This is a genomic window from Gaetbulibacter aestuarii (assembly GCF_039537665.1).
Classification (GTDB): Bacteria; Bacteroidota; Bacteroidia; order Flavobacteriales; family Flavobacteriaceae; genus Gaetbulibacter_A; species Gaetbulibacter_A aestuarii.
Map to the genome: position 1 here is coordinate 60,489 of NZ_BAABAY010000001.1, position 20,988 is coordinate 81,476.

Annotated in this window: 13 protein-coding genes; 6 read left to right on the forward strand and 7 right to left on the reverse strand. The window is 38.8% G+C overall.

The window, feature by feature from the left end; translation table 11 throughout:
- Window positions 1–400 precede the first annotated feature (400 nt).
- From ABD682_RS00235 to ABD682_RS00260, 6 genes are all read left to right on the forward strand, one after another.
- Window positions 401–3,556, forward strand: a complete 3,156-nt coding sequence (locus ABD682_RS00235; RefSeq protein ID WP_344737736.1) for a SusC/RagA family TonB-linked outer membrane protein — start codon at window positions 401–403, stop codon at window positions 3,554–3,556.
- A 5-nt stretch (window positions 3,557–3,561) separates the two neighbouring features.
- A complete protein-coding gene (locus ABD682_RS00240; RefSeq protein ID WP_344737738.1) occupies window positions 3,562–5,109 on the forward strand; it encodes a RagB/SusD family nutrient uptake outer membrane protein in 1,548 nt (515 codons plus the stop codon).
- A gap of 23 nt (window positions 5,110–5,132) precedes the next feature.
- Window positions 5,133–6,464 carry a glycosyl hydrolase gene (locus ABD682_RS00245; protein WP_344737740.1) on the forward strand — a complete coding sequence of 444 codons (1,332 nt, stop codon included), beginning with the start codon at window positions 5,133–5,135 and terminating at the stop codon, window positions 6,462–6,464.
- Between the two features lie 74 nt (window positions 6,465–6,538).
- The gene (locus tag ABD682_RS00250) at window positions 6,539–7,294 is read left to right on the forward strand and encodes a T9SS type A sorting domain-containing protein (protein ID WP_344737742.1); all 756 of its coding nucleotides are present in this window, start codon (window positions 6,539–6,541) and stop codon (window positions 7,292–7,294) included.
- 107 nt (window positions 7,295–7,401) lie between these two features.
- Complete coding sequence (locus ABD682_RS00255; protein ID WP_344737744.1) at window positions 7,402–8,799, forward strand: sulfatase-like hydrolase/transferase; 1,398 nt, start codon at window positions 7,402–7,404, stop codon at window positions 8,797–8,799.
- 5 nt (window positions 8,800–8,804) lie between these two features.
- Window positions 8,805–10,337: a sulfatase family protein gene (locus ABD682_RS00260; protein ID WP_344737746.1), complete on the forward strand. Its 1,533-nt coding sequence runs from the start codon at window positions 8,805–8,807 to the stop codon at window positions 10,335–10,337.
- 8 nt (window positions 10,338–10,345) lie between these two features.
- Here ABD682_RS00260 and ABD682_RS00265 read toward each other — a convergent pair whose 3' ends face one another.
- The 7 genes from ABD682_RS00265 to ABD682_RS00295 form a co-directional block, all read right to left on the reverse strand.
- Entirely contained in the window at window positions 10,346–12,085 is a 1,740-nt protein-coding gene (locus ABD682_RS00265) for an alpha-amylase family protein (protein ID WP_344737748.1), read from the reverse strand.
- 3 nt (window positions 12,086–12,088) lie between these two features.
- Window positions 12,089–13,018, reverse strand: coding sequence for a carbohydrate kinase family protein (locus tag ABD682_RS00270; protein WP_344737750.1), 930 nt, complete (start codon window positions 13,016–13,018; stop codon window positions 12,089–12,091).
- A gap of 172 nt (window positions 13,019–13,190) precedes the next feature.
- A complete protein-coding gene (locus tag ABD682_RS00275; protein WP_344737752.1) occupies window positions 13,191–14,348 on the reverse strand; it encodes an MFS transporter in 1,158 nt (385 codons plus the stop codon).
- Window positions 14,349–14,358: 10 nt separating this feature from the next.
- On the reverse strand, window positions 14,359–16,224 hold the full coding sequence (locus tag ABD682_RS00280; RefSeq protein ID WP_344737754.1) for a trehalase family glycosidase: 1,866 nt from the start codon (window positions 16,222–16,224) through the stop codon (window positions 14,359–14,361).
- Window positions 16,221–17,459: an MFS transporter gene (locus tag ABD682_RS00285; protein ID WP_344737756.1), complete on the reverse strand. Its 1,239-nt coding sequence runs from the start codon at window positions 17,457–17,459 to the stop codon at window positions 16,221–16,223. Before ABD682_RS00285 ends, ABD682_RS00280 begins: the two co-directional genes overlap by 4 nt.
- An 11-nt stretch (window positions 17,460–17,470) precedes the next feature.
- On the reverse strand, window positions 17,471–18,823 hold the full coding sequence (locus ABD682_RS00290; RefSeq protein ID WP_344737758.1) for an MFS transporter: 1,353 nt from the start codon (window positions 18,821–18,823) through the stop codon (window positions 17,471–17,473).
- A gap of 27 nt (window positions 18,824–18,850) precedes the next feature.
- Entirely contained in the window at window positions 18,851–20,980 is a 2,130-nt protein-coding gene (locus tag ABD682_RS00295; protein WP_344737760.1) for a glycoside hydrolase family 97 protein, read from the reverse strand.
- Between the last annotated feature and the right edge of the window lie 8 nt (window positions 20,981–20,988).

Sequence of the window (20,988 nt, forward strand, 5' to 3'; positions counted from 1 at the left end):
CATAGAAAACAACCTGTTACCATCTCTCATTCTGGTTAAGATCAGTTTTGTATTAAACCTCTTATTACGGAACCACCCACTTTAAGTTCACCCGAAGGGGGTTTTGAGATCAAATTCTAAACACTAACCTTATTACACCCTTATTTTGAACGATTTACACCTCTAGATGAGCTAATTATTGCAGAGCTTTGAGTAATAACAAAATCAAAAAATGCAAAACAACACCGAAAAAGAAGAGGATAAAATCAAAAATCAGGAATCACTCATATTTGTTGTGCTGTTAATTTTTTTTTCGACGTTGCTCTACGCTTTTATGAGATCATGATCAAAAAAAATAACCTCCTGAATAAAATTTAAATAACAACTAAACTCAAATAATTAATTAACTCAAAACTTATTTATGAATAATCTAAAGACATTTTACAGTAAGCTTGAAAGATCACTTTTGTGCTTACTGGTAGTTTTTTTAAGTTCATCATTCTCGTTCGCTGAAACTACAGCGACACCTCCCGATGATGCAAAAACTAAAGTGCAAAAAACTATTTCGGGTACAGTAACGGACGCTACCGGTTTCCCCCTTGCCGGAGCAAACGTGATCGAAAAAGGAACCACAAATGGTGCTCAAACCGATTTCGATGGAAACTTTAGTTTAACCGTTCCGGATAATGCGGTTCTCGTGGTATCCTATATAGGTTATCTAACCAAAGAAATTTCCGTAGGGAATCAAACGACACTAAACATTGTTTTGCAGGAGGACCTATCCCAACTCGATGAAGTTGTTGTTGTTGGTTATGGTACGCAAAAAAAGGTGAACTTAACAGGATCGGTACAAACGGTTCAGTTTAAAGAAGAAGTTAACCAACCTGTAACGAATGCCGGACAATTATTATACGGTCGTTTTTCAGGAGTTCAACTCACTCAAACTTCGGGTAATCCCGGTGCGGATGGATCAAGCATCACGATTCGTGGTATAGGTACTTTTGGCAATACTACCCCGCTTGTGGTAATCGACAACATTCAATATGAAGACTTATCTGCTTTTAACAGTTTAGCACCCTCAGACATTGAAAGTGTTACGGTTTTAAAAGATGCCTCAGCGAGTGCCATTTACGGAGCACGTGGAGCTAACGGCGTTATATTGGTAACAACCAGAAAGGGAACTAAAGATAAATTTGAAATTGCTTTTAATAGTTATTATGGTGTTCAGGATGCTACGGTTAAACCGCAATTCCTTAATGCCTATGATTATGCTACATTGATGAACGAAAAGTTCAGAAACGAGGACGGCCCGGGATTTCAACCACGCTATACGCCCGAACAAATAGAAGCAATACGAACAGGATCGTTACCAGACCAATTTGGCGATACCAATTGGGCGGATGAAGTATTGCGTATGGCGTCCATACAGAATCATAATTTTGCCTTTTCGGGAGGTAATGAAAAAACCACCTACAGACTTTCTATGGGATATCTGGGGCAGGATGCGATTATAAGAAGTAAATTTAAGTCAGAGCGTTACAATTTGAGTTTCAATATTATCTCTAAAATGAAGGATTGGTTCAAAATGAGTAGTGTGAGCAATGCGTTCTGGAAGCGAAATGAAGGACCTACCGGTGGTCAGGGTGCTTTCGACGGAGATAACGGAATTATTTATTCATTACAAAGAACAGCTCCAACAATCCCGGCATATTACAGCAATGGTGAATACGGTATTGTGGATGGTGCCTATGAGAACAGCAACTTTTCATTTCCCACTCAAAACCCTTTAAGACGCGGTTATTTAGGAAATTATGTCCAAGATATTATTAATATTAGTCAGCGATTAGGATTCACGTTCCAATTAACCGATAATTTATCATTCGAAACCAGTGGTAGTGCCAACGTAGTATTCAATACCTCATCTGATTTTAGTCCCACCGCTACCATTCGTGATTGGGCTGGAAATATTGTAAGACAAGATTTATTGAATACTTTAAGAAATTCATCTAATCTAAATTATAGATTATTGAATGAAAATATTTTACGATACAATAAAACATTTAATAAGGACCACAATTTTGGAGCTCTTGTAGGACACTCCATAAATTACTACAGAAACGATGGTTTTAATGGCCAGTTAAGTGGTTTTCCAACTGATAATCTTGAAGAATTCAATGCCGGTGGACTTTTAAATCCGGCGGTAAATGGAGGTGCTTTCGAAGAAGTGACCCAGTCGTTTTTTGGACGTATCAATTACAATTACCAAGAAAAATACTTAGCTGAATTCAATTTAAGACGTGATCAATCGTCAAAATTCGGACCGAGCTATTTTAGCGGTAATTTTCCATCAGCTTCTTTAGGTTGGAATATTTCCAAAGAAAGTTTTATGAGTAACGTGGATTTTATTAATAATCTAAAACTTAGAGGAAGTTGGGGTATTAGTGGTAACGATAGAGCGGTAAACAATTATGTTGCCTATCAATCGTATAGTCCAGATCAAGATTATGTATTGGGCGATAATACCGACGTTGTTGGTGTTGCTATAACAACCCTCGCAAACCCGTTTATTAGATGGGAAAAAACCGAGCAATACGATATCGGTTTAGACCTTAGTTTGTTAAAAAATAAAATTGAATTAACTGCCGATTACTTTAATAGGAATAGTACCGATATTCTATACAATCGATTTCCGGTTCCAAGCACTTTAGGGGTATCAAATCTTCCAGCGCGAAATGCTGCATCTATGATCAACCGTGGTCTGGAAGTTGCCGCAAGTTACCGCGGAAATCTTGGCGAAGCGAAGTTTAGTATTGGTGGAAATATTACCAAATTTTTTAAGAACGAAGTTACCGGATTAGGTGATGGTGGTGAAGAGACCATAACGAATACTCAAATAATTCGAATTGGATCCCCTTTCAGATCATACTATGGTTTGCAGGCCATCGGTATCTTCCAAAGTTTGGCTGAAATTGCAAATTCACCGGAGCAATTTGGAAATTTGAACACAGCTCCAGGTGATATAAAATATGCTGACATTTCCGGACCGGATGGGGTACCTGACGGTGTAATTACGGATGATGACAGAACGGTAATCGGAAATCCAAATCCAGATCTGTTAGTTAACTTTAATGGATCTTTGGAGTACAAAGGTTGGGATTTGAACTTCTTGTTCCAAGGTGTTAGCGGAGTAGACCGATTGCTTATGGGTAATGGTAATTTACCTTTGGCAGATGACCGAAGTAATGCTTTGGTATACTGGATCGATAGATGGACACCTGAAAACCCAAGTGTGAATTTACCTAGAGTAGGTGGCCAAAACAACACCAGAGTATCCTCATTCTATGTTCAGGATGCCTCGTACTTAAGATTAAAATCCCTAGAACTTGGATACTCACTGCCATCAGATGTATTAAAGAAAATTGGCATGACCAAACTCCGCGTTTATGTTGGAGCTCAAAACCTATTCACATTTACAGGTTTACAATATTTCGATCCGGAGGGTGCAAATGGTTCTCAAAGTAACAGGAATGCACCACTTTACAAAACCATCACCTTAGGGTTAAACTTAAAAATCTAACAACAATGAAAAAGATACTTATAATATTTGGCGTTTTATTTGCGGTAACCAGCTGCGGTAAAGAATTTATTGAACGCTCGTCTCCTACAGAAATTGCAGAGAATAATTTCTGGCAAAGTGAACAAGATGCATTTTTAGCCTTAAATGGCGTTTATTCTGCCCTTCAAAGCAAATCGCTTTACGGCGGCAATTTGAATGGCTGGCAAGGTTTCGCAGGGTTTGACGGCCTTGGTGATAATGCCTTTAATCAATATAAATGGGAAGGTCTGGGCGTCTTTATGGAAGGTACGGCAGATCCATCCTCTGGTCCATTGAACCAAATTTGGAATGATTCCTACACTGGTATTGCTCGAGTAAACCAGGTGATCAAAAACGTACAAACCATTTCTGAAGACCTGGTAGATGCGGAAACCAAGAAACAATTATTAGGTCAGGGTTACTTCCTAAGAGGTTTATTGTATTTCAATTTAGCTGTTTATTTTGAAGACGCTCCTTTGATCACAGAACCGCAAACCTTAGATGAAGCCTACGTTCCAAAGAATACCTATGATGAAATTATCGCACAGGTTCGCGAGGATTTGAAATTTGCTTCAGCTAATTTACCGGAAGCCTATCCGGATAATTTATACGGCTACGCCACAAAAGGGGCTGCCTTGGGGCTATTTGCAAGAGTTCAACTTTACAATAAAGTTTATGATGGCCCAGATGGCGTTTTAGACTTAACCCAACAAGCCATGGGCTTGGGTTACAGTTTAGATCCGGATTATGCAGGATTATTTACCCCGGAAAAAGAACAGTCACCGGAAATTGTTTTTTCAGTACGCTTTTTAAGAGGTGCTGCAACTCAAAATGGAGAGACCTTTTCAGGAACGTATCAAGGAACGCCTAAGGTAGATCAACGCCCCATGCCAAATCTTGTAAATGATTATTATTGTACAGATGGTTTACCGGTTACTACCTCGCCATTGTTCAATCCGGCTGACGAAAGAGATAACAGAGATCCAAGAGCAATCGCCACGATTTATTTTAAAGGCGATCAATATTATGATAATCCTGTAAAAATATTTCCAGGCAATGGTCCAACCGGTTACGGTATGCGAAAGTATATCCGAAGAGGTCCGGACGCTGAGGGAAATGCAAGTTTTGGCGAAGGATCTCAAGATTTTTACGTGATAAGATATGCTGACATTTTATTAATGCGCGCTGAAGCTATGGCTGAAACAGGAGATGTTGCCGGTGCCACCGCACTGGTCGATCAGATCAGAGCCCGCGTTAATATGCCCAGTGTTGAAAGCGTAGAGGGTGCTGTTGGACAGCAGGAAATGATCCAGATCGTACGTCACGAACGTCGCGTTGAATTAGCCCTGGAAGGTTTACGATTTATGGATCTTAAACGTTGGGGTGAAATTGAAGAGGGTTTCAATCGTGCTATTGCTGACCCTGTTGGACCTTACAATCCATCATACCAGGGTAAAAAATCTGAAGTATTCCCTATTCCTCAGAATGAGATCGATGTGAATCCGAATTTAGTTCAAAATCCGGCATGGCAATAAAAACATTTAAAACACTTAAAAACATGAAAAAGTTTATATACATAGTATGCTTCTCAATATTAATATTGGGTTGTGAAAAGAACGTGATCGGTGACTTTGGAGCTTCGGAGCTACCAGCCGAGACTGATCCAACGGCCACGGATGCCATTATGAAAAAAGGAGTGGCTTACACCAACAAAGCCAAAGACTGGTCGTACAAAACCAGCGACTCCAAAGCCTTTTGGATGTATAGCTGGGGAAATGACCTCAAGGAAGAAGTTCCGGAAAATGTAGAATACGTACCCATGTTTTGGGGAAAAGGTTCTGTAACTGAAGCGAATTTAACCCGTATTAAAGGTCTTATAGATGAAGGTAAAGTAAAATATGTTCTGGGATTCAATGAACCTGATGGTGCAAACCAGGCAAATATGACTGTAGATGAAGCTATTGCCTTATGGCCTCAGCTGGAAACCCTGGGGGTACCACTAGGTTCGCCTGCTACAGTTAGTCCGGATAACAGCTGGATGCAAGAATTTATGCAACGTGCCGATGCTGAGGGTTTACGTGTTGATTTTGTTACCGTGCACAGCTATGGTGGCGCCAATGTTTTGAATTTTATTTCAAAATTGAAGTATGCACACGATAATTACGGCGGGCGACCTGTTTGGGTTACCGAGTTTGCCGTTGCTGATTGGAATGCTACCACAGTAGAAAACAATAAATACAGTGAAGCTCAGGTAATTGAGTTTATGCAAGATGCTACAACAGCCATGAATAACCTGGAATGGGTACATCGCTATGCCTGGTTTGACGGTGGTGGTAGACCCGCACTTGCCTCATCAACCTTATTTGATGATGAAAGCAATTTAACTGCACTTGGCCAGGTGTATGCAGCAATCAATCCCAATAATGATATTGGTCCGGGTCAGGATACTCAATATACGCCTCCGGTAGATGAAAATGAAATTTTGGTGAATGGTAATTTCGAAACCGGACAAATTGCCCCATGGGGTGGTTTTAAAAATGGCATTTTTGCTGCTGATGCTTATGTGGGTAACTTCTCTGGTAAAATTGAAAATGGTGATGGTTCATTATTCCAGTTAGCTCCTGTTGAGGCCGGCAAAACCTATATTTTAAAATTTGCCTCCAAATGGCGAGATAATTTGAGCACCAACGTATTAAAACCTGTAATCAGAGACAACGACGCCGGATTATTATTTCAACTTGATCCTGTTTCAACTACAGACCAATGGACGGAAACCAGTTATGAATTTGTAGTACCAGCGGGTACTTCAACTCTAAAAATTGTATTCTACAAGGTTAATGGAAATCCGCCATTCTATTTAGATGAAGTTTCATTGCAAGAAAAAATCTAAACTAAATACAACAACAACCTCTTTGGTTTGAAACCGGAGAGGTTGTTAATACTAACTATCTAAACTCTATAATTATGAAAAAAATTACATTTTTATTAATTCTATTAACTGCAGTTTTTGGTTTTAGCCAAAATCTTATTTCAAATGGTGATTTCGAAACTGGAGATGCCACAGGTTGGAGTGGATACAAAAATGGTACTGTATCTAATACCTCATATGACGTAAACATATATGGTCAATGGTTAGGAAAAATTGAAAACAGTGATGGGTCATTGTTTCAAGCTGTTACGGTTGTACCTGGAGAAACCTACAACGTCTCTTTCGATTATTTATGGGTGAGCAATGGAAACACTTCCAACATGAATGTAACGGTTAAAGACACTCCCTCAGGTTCGGGAAATAACCTAACTTTATCTAATAGTGATACTAAGTACACGCTAAATTCTACAAACGACACTTGGTTCAGTGGTTCATTCAGTTTTGTAGCCACTACCTCGGACGCTAGAATAGTATTTTTCAAAGGAACGAATAATAATCCATTTCGTTTAGACAACGTGGTGATAGAGAATGCCTCATCTCTCTCGATCACTGATCTTGAAAAATTCAACTTTAAATCCTATCCAAATCCAACAACAAACTATATTTCTTTATCTGCAGCAAAAAACATTGACAAAATCGAAGTTTATGATCTGTTAGGAAAACAAGTACTAACAAAAACCATTGCAGATACCAGAGATAATGTTAATGTGTCTAATTTGGCTGCCGGGTTATATATTTTGAAAGCTTATATTGAAGAAGCCGAAGGAACCTTCAAATTTGTAAAAAAATAAACGCTGATTTGAGTTATTAATAGCGTGATTTTTGAAGATAGAGGTCTATTGTTCTCTGAATATGAAACCTCTATCTTCTTTTTAACTAATCTAAATCCAAACACTAGATGTTTAAACATTTTTATCTGATATTGATTGCTTTTAGCATTTTTTCATGTGCTAAAAAAGCTGAACAAAAAGAGGCAGGTGCTTCAGATAAAAATGAAAGACCGAATATCATTATCATCCTTGCTGATGATGCCGGATATATTGATTTTGGATTTATGGGTAGCAGTGATCTCGATACCCCTAATATTGATAAAATTGCTAAATCGGGGGTGGTTTTTACAGATGCTCATGTAAGTTCCACAGTATGCGCTCCTTCACGAGCCGGTCTATTAACCGGAAAATACCAACAGCGCTTTGGATTTGAAGCAAATGGTACCGGCGGCATCGGTTTATCTGATGATGTTAAAACGATGGCTGATGTGTTTCAAAAACACAACTACAGTACCGTTGCTATCGGAAAATGGCATTTAGGAGCCTCCGTTACCGATCATCCCAACCAACGGGGTTTTGATGATTTTTATGGCTTTTTAGCTGGAAGTCGGTCCTATTTTCCTATGGAAACCCCCTCTAAACAGCACATGTTGCAACACAATGGGGAGCGGATTCTTTTTGATGGTTACATGACGGATGTACTAGGAGATTATTCTGTAAAGTATGTAAAAGACCATAAAAATAAACCTTTCTTTATGTATTTGGCATATAATGCCGTACATACACCTATGGATGCCAAGGCCGAGGATCTGGAAAAATATAAGGATCACCCGAGAAAAACTCTGGCAGCCATGACCTGGTCGCTTGACCAAAATGTGGGTAAACTCTATAATACGCTTAAAGATTTAAACTTATTGGATAACACACTTATCTATTTTTTAAGTGATAATGGTGGCGCCACAAACAACACTTCTGAAAATGGACCATTAAAGGGCTGGAAAGGCAATGAATTTGAAGGTGGCCACCGTGTACCTTTTGTAATGAGCTGGCCGAAGATTTTAAAGGAAAACCTCCCGTTTAAAGGTTTAAGTTCTTCTCTCGACATATTTCCAACGTCTTTGGCTGCAGCTCATATTGCAAAAGATAAATCTTTGATTCTGGACGGTGTTAACCTACTACCCTATCTTAAAAAGGAAAAACAAGGTAATCCGCATCAGGAATTATACTGGCGCAAATTAGACGACGCCGCTGCTCGATTCGGAGATCTTAAACTTGTTCGCCTTAAAAATTATGGTGCAACCCTTTATGATCTTTCAGATGATATCGGGGAAACCCAAGATCTATCCATTGAAGATACAACCTCTTTCAGCTTGCTTAAAACCAATTTAAAAACCTGGGAATCAAAAATGGAACCACCAAAGTGGAAAGAAAGCAAGGCCTGGATGGATGTAACGTATGATATTCACAAGCAATTAATGCAGAATAAAGAAGTAACACATAAAAGTCCGGCAGGATATCACGAATAATACCTATGAAAAAAGTACTTATTTTTAGCTTTACTTTACTCGCGTTTTTGTCCTGCAAAAAGCAAACAGAAAACAAACCGTTGGCCACAGAAATTTCCAAGCCGAATATCATTATCTTTTATGTAGATGATCTGGGTTATGGCGACCTTGGTTGCTATGGTGCTACTGATGTAAAAACACCTCATGTAGATCGACTTGCGAATAACGGCATTCGTTTTACTGACGCCCATAGTTCGGCTGCAACCTGCACGCCGTCTAGATATTCCATGCTTACCGGTGTTTATGCGTTTAGGAAAAATGCTGCTATTTTGCCCGGTGATGCACCTTTACTTATTCCTACTGATACTTATACGTTACCCAAAATGCTTAAAAATGCAGGATATGCCACCGGAGTTGTTGGAAAATGGCATTTGGGATTGGGTAATGGCAATGTTGATTGGAATACCGATGTAAAACCCGGCCCACTAGAAATTGGTTTTGATTACAGCTTTTTAATTCCCGCAACTCCAGACCGTGTGCCAACGGCATATTTGGAAAATCATAACATTATTAATTTAAGTGCTGATGACTCTTTAAAGATAAGTTACACTGAACCATTTGAAAATGAACCTACCGGACTTAAAAATCCTGAGCTTTTGCGGTTTCAGGCTGATGAAGAACACAGTGAGGCTATTGTAGATAGCGTGAGCCGTATGGGTTATCAAACCGGAGGCAAATCAGCAATGTGGACCGATGAGGATTTTCCGAATATTTTAATAGGAAAAGCTAAAGATTTTATTGAAGATCATAAAAGCGAGCCTTTCTTTCTTTATTTCTCATTTACCGATATACACGTGCCACGCTTACCCAATAAAAAATTCCAGGGAAAAACAAATATGGGCAATCGCGGTGATGCTATTGTTCAGATGGACTGGATCACTGGGGCGATCATGGAGGAATTGGAACGCCTTCATATTGATAAAAATACCTTGATCATTTTTTCAAGTGATAATGGCCCCATTTTGAATGATGGTTATGAGGATGGCGCTGTAGAACTCCTGGGAGATCACAAACCCGGCGGACCATATAGTGGAGGAAAGTATAGTGCTTTGGAAGCTGCAACTCGCGTTCCGATGATCACCTATTGGCCAGATCAGATCAAAAATCCCGGTGTTAGTGATGCCTTAATTTCTCAAATTGATTATTTCGCCTCTTTAGCAGCACTACTTGGTCAACCTTTAACTTCAAAAGAAGCCATCGATAGCCAAAATCTTTTACCTGCCATCGTGGATGCTTCGCAGCCCGGAAGAAAAATGCTTCTGGAAGAATCGTTTACTCTGGGCCTTAGAAAGGGATCATTTAAATACATTCAACCTATGGGGAAAAATGCAAGTCCCGGTTGGATGACACGTAAAAAAGTAGCTCTTGGATTTAAAAAAGTGCCACAACTCTACGATCTTTCAAATGATAAAGCAGAGACTCATAATGTAGCTCAAACATATCCGGAACTAGTAAAAGAAATGCAGGCTGATTTAGATAGTATTAAAAGCATAAAATAATGCTGTATTTAGTAATTTAAAACTTTGGTTTCACCCTTTTCTGTAAAAGAAATTTTAAAACTGAAATCATTCAAATTTAAGTCTAATGTCGCCTTATCCGCTCCATTCGTCCAATCAAATACCAATTGGTCATCTGATGTGCTTGGTATTTCTACGTTACCATTAAAAGCATTCAATGTATTTCTCAAACGGATGATCTCCAATTGTTGGGTTACTACCTCTTGTTTCAAACCTTTTTTTACATCTTCAAGAGAAAGTGTTGTTCTGTTTATTTCTTTATGGCCACCACTGCTACCACGATCGGCCGCTTCATAATTATTTTTACCGGCAAAAATATCCAGATACCACACTTGCGGAATTCCCGGCATAAAAAGTTGAATAGCCCGAGCCGCAAGTAGTTTTTTAGGATCTTCGCCCAAGGCACTAAAAAACGTTGCATTCACCTGATAATAGGAAATTTTCTTTCCTGAAGGATCATAAAGATTTTTTACCCGACCACCGCGTTCCATAACAATATCCATAATAGCCTCAATATCTTTATCCTCTAAAAGACCATTATGATAAACCCCGTTTACAGATTTACCTTTTAGATCTAGAACAGGAATTCCGTCGTGGCAACCAAGCATGTTGACTGTCCTAAAATCCTTAGTAACGATCTCGTTGGCCCAATGCTTTAGAGCAGTACCGGATTTACTTTCCAACGTGTGTATCATTAATCCCGGAAGGAAAAAATCATAGATCTGATAACCTTCCTGCGCTACCTCATCATGAAGATGAACGCCATATTCTGCATGGATCTCAGGAAGTAAAGTGAGTTGGTGTTTTTCAGCAATCTGTCGAATACGCTCCAAATAGTCCCAGGTTCCCGGAACATTAAAAAAGTTAGATTGCCCAACCTCCTTATGCAAATATGCAAAAGCATCCAAACGCAAAATTTTACAACCATATGCGGCCAATTTCGCCAGGGTTTCCTCGTAAAAATCCCAAACTAAAGGCGATTTTGCATTAACATCCATCTGCCCGAGATAACTGCGTTTTTGTTTTACGATTTGAAGAATTTGCGCTTTATGTATATTAAATTCACCTAAATCAAGCTCAGTGATATTTTGTTTACTATCAATGGCCGAATTGACCTCCTTACAGATCAATCCAGCCGCATCTAAAGTTAATCCCTCAACTTTTTTTAGATCATTGATAGTGATATGATGATACGTGATCTCCTGGTAAAATGTATTCCAATAAGGTTGTTCTGAGCCATCGGGGAAAGGAACTTTCAAAATAGGTAATCCCGATTTCCGCATAAATAATCTATTTAAATATTGCGGCTCAGGAATCATAATGCCGTCCTCATTTTTTTCACCATATCCATCCCAGAAGTTATTCCAGTTAATGAAAAAATCCTTGTATTTGGAATCATTTCCGAATTTCAGCAGATCTTTAAATTGTGGTGAGGCTACCGACAAATGATTCAGAACAATATCAAATTTTAATAAAACGCCTAAAGCATTCATACGTTTGAGATCGTCCTCTGAAACTAATTCCTTATTAATATCGTAATCGATGATTGAAAAACCCCTGTCGAGATCACTATTGAAAAATGTGGGTAAAATATAGAAAAGCGAAAACGTATCTTTAAACTCAGGTAGTTCCAGCATAGCAACAGTATCACTTAATTTTGAACCAATGCTATCGGGGTAGGCATTGAGCATTACCCCGTTCGAAAGTTTACTATGTACTGTTTTCGCCATTTGTTATTCTAATAATTTTGAAAGAATGTTGATATTGTCCGGCAATCGGCCAACATTTTGAAGTTTTAATGCGGCCAATTTTAATGCCACTTCCAAACATTCTTTAATAGGTTTTTGTTTGATATGCGCAAATAAGAATCCGGACCAAAAAGCGTCACCGGCGCCTGTGGTATCCATCACTTTCTCTATTTTTATCGCCGGTAAAACAATAAGTGGTTTATTTATTTGTGAGCATTTTACACCTTCACTTCCTAAAGTTAAACACACTGTTTCAACCCCTTCGTTATGAAAAAATGAAAATATCTTGTCATGAGATAATTTCTTTTCAAACAATCGAAACATATCGTCTTCACTAATTTTAACTAAAGGATTAAACCTGCAGTAGGCCTTAATTACTTGAATGGCTTCCTCTTTATCGGGCCATAAACGCTCGGAGTAATTAACATCGATACTCAATGTACAACCCAACTTCGAAGCTTCTTCTGCTTTTTTAAGAATGGTTGTTTGAGCAGGATTTTTACAAAGTGCAAAACAAGTGGTATGAAATACCTGTGTTTTCTCAAGGGTTTTTGTGGGTATTTGATGCTCCTCGATCATATAATCCGCCTCACGATATGGTAAAAAATCAGGTGTACCGCTGGAACGGGAAACAAAGATCACACTGGTTGCCAGGTCATTTCGAGTTTGAATATGACTTGCATCTGCCTGAACTTCTTCAAGTCTTTGGAAAATGTATTCACCAAAACCATCATTACCAACGGTGGCTACCAAACCGGCCTTCAACCCCAAGCGGGCAGAATTCATGACCACATTGGTTGGTGAACCCCCTAAATACCGGTGATAATCTCTTGTATTGTTAATAAGAACGCCTTCCTGATGCCCTATAAAATCAATGAGAACTTCCCCGACGCACAAAATGTCAATGGTATTCAAAATCTACGGTTAGTTTAGTTGGTTAATTTAGTTTAATTGAAATTTTCAACAATATACATCTATCTCCAATTCAAGTAAATTTTAGTTCTATAAAAAAGGGACAAATAATATCGAAAACGTTTTCGATTTGGTCTAAATTTCAGATAATTACAGCAAATATCTTGGATTTAAATTATGCTTTTCTCATTTTAAAGAACGCGATAATCAGTGCAACGGTGACCATGCATAATAAAAATAAAAAACTAGCCCAAAGGCTGAATTGCTTCGATATAAATCCCAGGCCAACAGGACCTAGTAAAAATCCTAAGAATCCTAAACCCGAAACAAATGAAATACCTCGTGATGACGAAATATTTTTAGTGTTTCCCGCAATTCTGAATAATTCCGGAATGATCACTGAGAGTCCAATTCCCAGAAGTGCAAAACCGAAAAGAGATATATAGAATTGTCTTGATAAAATAGCCACAAAAGCAAAAACTGCAATAAATATTCCCCAAAAAATTATTTTTAAGGAACCCAGTTTTTCGCTGACTGCGTCTCCAAAAAAGCGACCAATGGTCATGCAGGTGGAAAATAGGATGAACCCTAAGCCAATTTGATTGTCTTTTGCAACTTCTAAGACCTCCACCAAATACAAGGTACTCCAGTGCTCTATAGAACCCTCACTTCCCATAATAACAAAAGTTAAAAAAGCCACCACAAATAAGGGTTTTAAGAGTTTGAAAGGGAAACTGCTCTGCTCTTCATGATGACTATCTTCGGTTACTTTGAAATAGTATTTTTGCAACACCAGATTTGTGACAATTATAAGCAACGCCATGCAGGCCATATGATACATAGGATTAGTAAAAAAAGGCATCAGTAAACTTCCTATGATAGCACCCACAGCGCCTCCTAAACTAAAAAAACCATGCGCAGCGGACATAAAATGACTGACATCCCGCTTTTCAGTTACTGATACCAGGGCATTCATGGTAACATCTGTAATACCCAAAAAGATCCCAACCACAAACAGTGCTGAACAAAGCAGGATAAAACTAGATACAAAAAAAGGCAGTATATAGGCTGCCGAAAATAAAATAACGGCAAAAAATGAAGTTTTTCCTAAACCAACATGCTTACTAAACCAGGGAACTATAGGTATAAAAAGTAACACTCCAAGTGAGAGACAAAAAAGAGCGATACCAATTTGGGCATCATTTAGAGCGAGCCTTTCTTTGATATGTGGAATGTAAAGTACCCAGGTTCCTACCATTAAATTTACCGATGCAAATAACCAGGTAATGGAAAAATAGCGGATGTTTGAAAAAATAACGCGAAGTGATCCCATATGATAAATTTTAGAACAAACTTTCAGGTGGTTTTAAATCGTTAAGGGCTTCAACATATCGTTTATCCATAAGTGATAAACCATATTGGTACGAGGCATTCATCCAACCAAAGCCCTCCTGTGAAATATATTCAAAGTCGGTTCCAACATTGCCATATTCTGAAAACACTTTATGCGTGGCTTCTACCACATCATATTTTTCGGGGATAGTTCCATTATAATCCACGGCATTTTTGGTGATCATATAGAGCCATCGGTATATTAATTCCTGAGCTTCTGCATTATATCCATAGTTAAGTAAACCTTTCCAGATCATCATTTGATGTGGCGCCCAACCATTTGGAAAATCCCATTGGCGGTGTGGTCTTGATTCACTGATCTCTCCTCTACTCTGCTCGGTGCTTCCCGCAATGCCTCCTTTTTCCTGAAGCAAAGGCAAAGCGTGTTTTACCAATTTTTCAGCTTGTTCTTCGGAAGCCATATCACACCACATCGGCGTTAAGGTGGTGGCTGCAATAAATGCTGATTGTGATCTGGTTACGTGATTATAGTCAAAGTACATGCCCAGACTTTGGTTCCAGCAATATTCATTCATTCGAGCTTTTCGAAGTTCAGCCTTTTCTAACCAATAACTTCCTGTGTAAGTTCTTAAATGCAATTCAAAACTATCGTGAAACACATCCCGAATAAGCACCGCAAAATCAACTTCGTACTTGTATAACATCGCATTGAGCTCCACTAAATTCAGGTCGGCACAATTGCCTTCAATACGGTATGAGGTATCATGCCCGGATTCCCGAACCGTTCTGTCGTGAAGGAAATAAGTATCTAAAAAATCGTTCTGAATTTGTTGCGATTGGTAAGCCCGAATATAGGCCTGAACAGACATTCCGGCCTTTTCAGCAAAAGGTTTTAATACGGCATCATAGTGGCCTTCCTCAGCTTCAGGAGTTATCCCAATACCCTGGGCTAAATAGCGATTCAAACCATTATTCGTAAGGCGTTTGCCTTCTACCATCCAAACGGTTTCATATTCTTTAATGGCTGTTTCCAGGTGTGACGCTAACCAGGTTTTATCATGTGTGATATCAAAAACCTCACGGATCAATGTGGAATAAAAAGGTGGTTGTGTCCGGGTTAAATAATATGAACGGTTCGCGTTTAAAATTTTACCGTAATAATTTATTTCATATTGAAAATTATCCGCCATGGCTTTGGCAAGTTCCACTTTGCCGTCCAACATCAAACCAACGGATTCAAAATAACTATCCCATCCGTACATTTCGTTAAATCGACCACCTGGAACCACAAAAGGAACGCCTTCAATGTTACCGTTGTGGTCTTCTAATTTCAGGGATAAAATTCCGGGTTTATGATTAATGGATTTCACATATTCCGGAGTGATATCTTTGGGCAATTTTTGGGTAATGATCGGCAGATCCTTTTCTAAAACTTTATAATAATCATAAGCTAAGGTATCCTGATAAGGCACATAAATGGTTAATTTTTCAGATGTTAGAGAGGCATTTTTCGAATCGGAGATCAAACTTTTAACCCCTGTTTTATCCATACGCCGGGTTAATCCATTCCAGTAATAATCACGGATCATTCTAGATATCCTCTGAACAGGAAGTTCTTCGATCTTACTCAAAGATATTTCCGCAACATCTTGTCCTTCTTGTTTTGCAATAACCAATTCCTGTAACAAATTAGATAAATTATAGGTACCTGAAACCGTATAATGATCACCAGAAATAGAAGTTATTTCAAAGGTTTTTGGACCCTTGTCCTCAATGGTTATTTTTTTATCCTTATCGGTGTCTTCCTGTGCCAATAAGGCATTCAGGGTATCCGTTATAGGTAATTTAAATATCATGATAATACTTCTACTTTTTGTTTCGACATTTTATCAATTCTTATTACAAAAATAATGAGCAATGCCATAGGTATTAATAAGAAATAGAAGGCAGATGCTCCTCCGATATGTTGAAATAATTCTCCAACAATTCTGGACCCTAATGTTCCGCCAAGGGCGGAAAAAATAATGATAAGTCCGGACATTGGCGAATGTAAACTTTTAGGTAATGAACTTAATACTGTGGAATTCAGTAATGGATAAATAGGCGCAATAAATAACCCTATTAAAGGTAAAATAAACCCTAAATGCGGCACATCGGTTATACTTGTTATTTCAGTGGTTACGGCGTTATCTACATTTAATTGTGGCAACACATAAACAAGGATAGATCCTGAGATAACCACACAAATGATCACGAGGTACACCCATTTAATGTATTTGGTTAAAAATCCGGCTATGAATCGCCCTAAAGCCAATGATAAGGCCAGAACACTCGCCATTTGCGTACTTAAAACGGAATCAAATCTAAATATCTTTTTGTTGAAGGTTGGAAGCCAGGACATGATCCCTTGCTCGATCATCACAAATAAAAAGGCTGAAATAATGAAAATAAGAACTAAAGGTACAACCATGAGCTTCACGGATTGTTTGATGTCTTCCATCAACGTACTTCCTATGGCTTCTACTTCGTAAGACAATTTTGAAAACAACAAAAACACAAAGGATACAGCGATGATACCACAAAGCACATAATACACATTCAGCCAGGATTCCATATCGGTCTTGTCATTAAAGAAAGCAGGAAACAAGAAGTAAGCTGAAGCTATCCCCACCATAAAAAACCCTTCAATAGAGCTCATCATGGAGGCATGTTCTTTTTTGGTTTCAGTCAAAACTCCAATTAAAGAATACACAGAGAGTTTGATCAAAGCAAAACTAACGCCTATAGAAAGAAATAGAATTTTAGTATAATAAAATGAATTTCCGTAGATCATAAGTAAACAACCCAAAAACACGATAGCGAGACCTGTTAACATCGCTTTTTTGTACCCAAATCGAGGTAAAAAAGAAGCAACTAAAAAGGAAACAATAGCAATAGGTAAATCTTTAAAAGCCTCTAATATAGATGCTTGGGATTCCGTTACCTGATACACTGTAATGGAGCGTTCAATTACGATCCCAACACTATTCAATAAGATAGCGAAGACAAAATAATTGAGATATACTGAAATTTTAATTCCTAAGTTTTTCATAATCTCAAAATTTAATGACCGCCGCCACCGGCTAAAATTGGTTCGTCATCATCGAGATCGGCTCCGGGATCCTGAATCCGGATGGCCAGAAAACCTGCAATAACGAAGAATACACCTCCAAAAATAATAGCATTTACCGCACTGTTATTGAGTAGATATTTTTCTATAGGTCCAAAGGTTAAAGTTTGAATGAACATAGGAATCACGATCATCATATTTAAGATTCCCATATAAACGCCACGCCGTTCCTGAGCCACCACTTTGGATACCATGGAATATGGAATCCCCATCATGGCTGCCCAACCAATTCCGAATAGAATCATGGGTAAGATCACATAAAAAGGATCGTGGATATAAGGAATACTTAAAAGTGCCGCACCGGTTAGAAACAAACTCAGCACATAAACCTTTTTACCGCCATATTTTAAAGCCAAAGGCACTAAGATCATAGCGAAAACCACGGTAGAAACATTGTATGTGGTATTCATTTTGGCGGCCTGACTTAAGGCCTGAGATTTATCAAAGCCCATACTTTCTTCAAACATGGGTGAAATAAACTGCCAATAAACAAACAAGGCATACCATTGAAATAAATATACTGCAGAAAGCTTCCACATTAATTTAGGCATATCCTTGATCGCGTCAATAATTTCAAAGAAAGGTGTTTTAATGCGTTCGATCATTGGCAAAGCGTTGTGCTTTTTGATCTCATCGTATTCCTTATCTGATGGTGGAATTTCAGGCGTCTTTAAAACCGACCATAAAATGGTGGTAACTGATAAGGTGGCACCTATGAAAAATGAATAATACAACCATTTCGGAATTCCAACGGCAGCATCTGCAGCCACCTCAGCACCTCCAAACCAATCTTGAAACAAGAATATGGAAACATTCGCCAATACAATACCGGCACCCACAAATAAACTTTGCATTTGATACCCAAAACTCAACTGTTTGTTCGGTAATTTATCACCAACAAAGGCGCGGTAAGGTTCCATCGCCATGTTGTTACCCACATCTAAAATCCATAATAATCCTACCGCGAACCAAAGGGACGGACTGTAAGGAAAGGCGAATAAACACAAACTTCCTATCAGCGCACCAATAAGGAAAAATGGTTTTCGTCTTCCCCATTTTGGAGACCAGGTTTTATCAGAAATCGCCCCTATCAAAGGTTGGATAATCAAGCCTGTAACAGGTCCCGCTAAGTTCAATAAAGGTAATTGATCATGATGGGCTCCTAAAAATGAAAATATGGGATTTACAGCCGTTTGTTGTAACCCGAAGCTGAACTGAATGCCTAGAAAGCCGACATTCATATTAAAAATTTGCCAAAAGGTAAGCGTTGGTTTCTTAAAGGTCATTTGAAATGTTTTTTAAAGTGATGTTGCTTATTGCATGATACTGATGGCAAAACCACCACCTGGCGCCATATGAATGTCTATGGAACTATCGTTTGTTACATCCATTTTGTCAATGGCATAACTTTCAGGGTTCTTATCCCAGTCAGCATCCGGACCATCCTTATAAATAGTCGCATGATATACTTTTCCCGGTTCTAAAAAATCGAAATTAACCGTTTGATCTCTGGCATTTTCATCAGTAATTCCTCCAACAAACCAATTATTGGTTTTCCGTTCCTCACGCGCTATGACCACGTATTCTCCCACTTCGCCATCCAAGACCTTGGATTGTTGCCAATCTACCCCAACATCGGTAATAAATTGAAATGCAGGATGAATTTTTCCATTAACCATGTAGTGTTCCGGTAAATCGCAAGCCATCTGAATTGGCGAATAAATAACCACATACAAAGCCAATTGTTGCGCTAAGGTTGTATTTACCTGATTTTCCTTTTTATAATCATTGAATTTGATATTGAAAACACCCGGTGTAAAATCAATAGGACCAGCCAGCATTCTTGTAAATGCCACAGTTGGTAAATGATCCGGGGGATTTCCGCCATCTTTGGCCCAGGCATTAAATTCCTGGCCACGAAGTCCTTCTCTGGAAACCATATTTGGATAAGTACGGCGCTTTCCGGTGGCTTTAATCGGTTCGTGAGCATCCACGGCAATTTTCCATTTGGCAGTCTCGTTGATTACCTTTTGGTAGTGATTTACCATCCATTGGCCATGGTGGTATTCACCATCAGGAATAATTTCGCCAACATAGCCCGTTTTTACCGCATGCATATCATTATCAGCCATAAACTCATATGCTTTATCCATTTGTTTCTCATACGTCATTGGTGCAGCTGAAGTTTCATGATGCATGATCACCTGAATTCCTTTTTCCTTGGCATAGGCCATGACCTTTTTGAAATCGTAATCCGGATACGGTGTGATAAAATCAAATACACCCTCACGATCATTATTGATCCATTTATCCCAGCCGGTATTCCAACCTTCAACGAGTAAACCTTTAATACCATTGGCCGCGGCAAAATCAATATATTTTATGGCATTTTCAGTGGTAGCACCATGCTTGGCGCTTCCCACCTTCCCTGTTGTGAAGGTATTCATATCCTGGCTCCCTTCAAGGTCCCAGGTAGATTTACCAATGTGCATTTCCCACCAGATCCCTACATATTTCATTGGTGTGAAGTATGGTACATCACCTAATTCATTAGGATCATTAAGGTTTAATGTCATTTTAGATTCGATGAGATCACCCGGTTTTTCAGCGATTTGAATCGTTCTCCAGGGGGTATCAAATGGAATGGTGATCTTTGCTTTTCCTCCTAAACGATCAGAACCCACCAGTTCGCTAACCATACTCAGGTTATCGTTGTCAACCTTTAAGGTCATCCCGGCATAATTGGTAAGATCTGCTTCATGAAAACTTAAATACAAGCCGTCAGCCGTTTTCATGGTCACTGGTGTATTCACAGCATTTTCAGGAATGTAACTCGCGTTTAACTCATCACTATCACCATTGGCATTGGCGTTAATTTCTGAAAATTTAGTATCGTGAAATAAATGCTCATAACTATCCCAATCACCCGGTTGCCACCACACTTCATGATCTCCTGTTAATTTAAACTCTGTGTTTTCATCTGTGATCACCACCTCTTTCATATTGGGTTGTTCCGGAAACTCATAACGAAAGCCCAAACCATGATCATAAACCTTGAAATGGATGTTCATTTTTCGTTGTTCTCCGTTCTCCTCCTGCAAATTCACTATCAGGGAATTGTAATGATCACGAACTTCGAGTTGCTCACCCCAGGGCATTTTCCAGGAGCCATCAGCACTACCTGTTGCCGAGTTAAGAACTTTAAAATGATCTTTTAAAGACGGCGCTGATTTAAAATCGAAACTCAAATACGAGGTGTCGATAACAGCCTTGTCTTTATAATGTACCAGATACATGGGTTGCCCCGAATCTGATAAAGCAAAATCAACGGTAATATTAGAATCCGGGGAAGTTACGGTATACGTTTTTTCAGGTTTGCTACATGCCGATAAAATAAAAAGGCTTGTGACTACGAGAAATAAATTGATTTTTTGTCTATTCATATCTTATT

Excerpts from the sequence above, each read along its gene's own strand:
- ABD682_RS00255 (WP_344737744.1), top strand. The coding sequence starts at position 7,402 with ATGTTTAAACATTTTTATCTGATATTGATTGCTTTTAGCATTTTTTCA.
- ABD682_RS00245 (WP_344737740.1), top strand. The coding sequence starts at position 5,133 with ATGAAAAAGTTTATATACATAGTATGCTTCTCAATATTAATATTGGGT.
- ABD682_RS00285 (WP_344737756.1), bottom strand. The coding sequence starts at position 17,459 with ATGAAAAACTTAGGAATTAAAATTTCAGTATATCTCAATTATTTTGTC.
- ABD682_RS00280 (WP_344737754.1), bottom strand. The coding sequence starts at position 16,224 with ATGATATTTAAATTACCTATAACGGATACCCTGAATGCCTTATTGGCA.
- ABD682_RS00290 (WP_344737758.1), bottom strand. The coding sequence starts at position 18,823 with ATGACCTTTAAGAAACCAACGCTTACCTTTTGGCAAATTTTTAATATG.
- ABD682_RS00275 (WP_344737752.1), bottom strand. The coding sequence starts at position 14,348 with ATGGGATCACTTCGCGTTATTTTTTCAAACATCCGCTATTTTTCCATT.
- ABD682_RS00235 (WP_344737736.1), top strand. The coding sequence starts at position 401 with ATGAATAATCTAAAGACATTTTACAGTAAGCTTGAAAGATCACTTTTG.
- ABD682_RS00250 (WP_344737742.1), top strand. The coding sequence starts at position 6,539 with ATGAAAAAAATTACATTTTTATTAATTCTATTAACTGCAGTTTTTGGT.
- ABD682_RS00265 (WP_344737748.1), bottom strand. The coding sequence starts at position 12,085 with ATGGCGAAAACAGTACATAGTAAACTTTCGAACGGGGTAATGCTCAAT.
- ABD682_RS00240 (WP_344737738.1), top strand. The coding sequence starts at position 3,562 with ATGAAAAAGATACTTATAATATTTGGCGTTTTATTTGCGGTAACCAGC.
- ABD682_RS00260 (WP_344737746.1), top strand. The coding sequence starts at position 8,805 with ATGAAAAAAGTACTTATTTTTAGCTTTACTTTACTCGCGTTTTTGTCC.
- ABD682_RS00295 (WP_344737760.1), bottom strand. The coding sequence starts at position 20,980 with ATGAATAGACAAAAAATCAATTTATTTCTCGTAGTCACAAGCCTTTTT.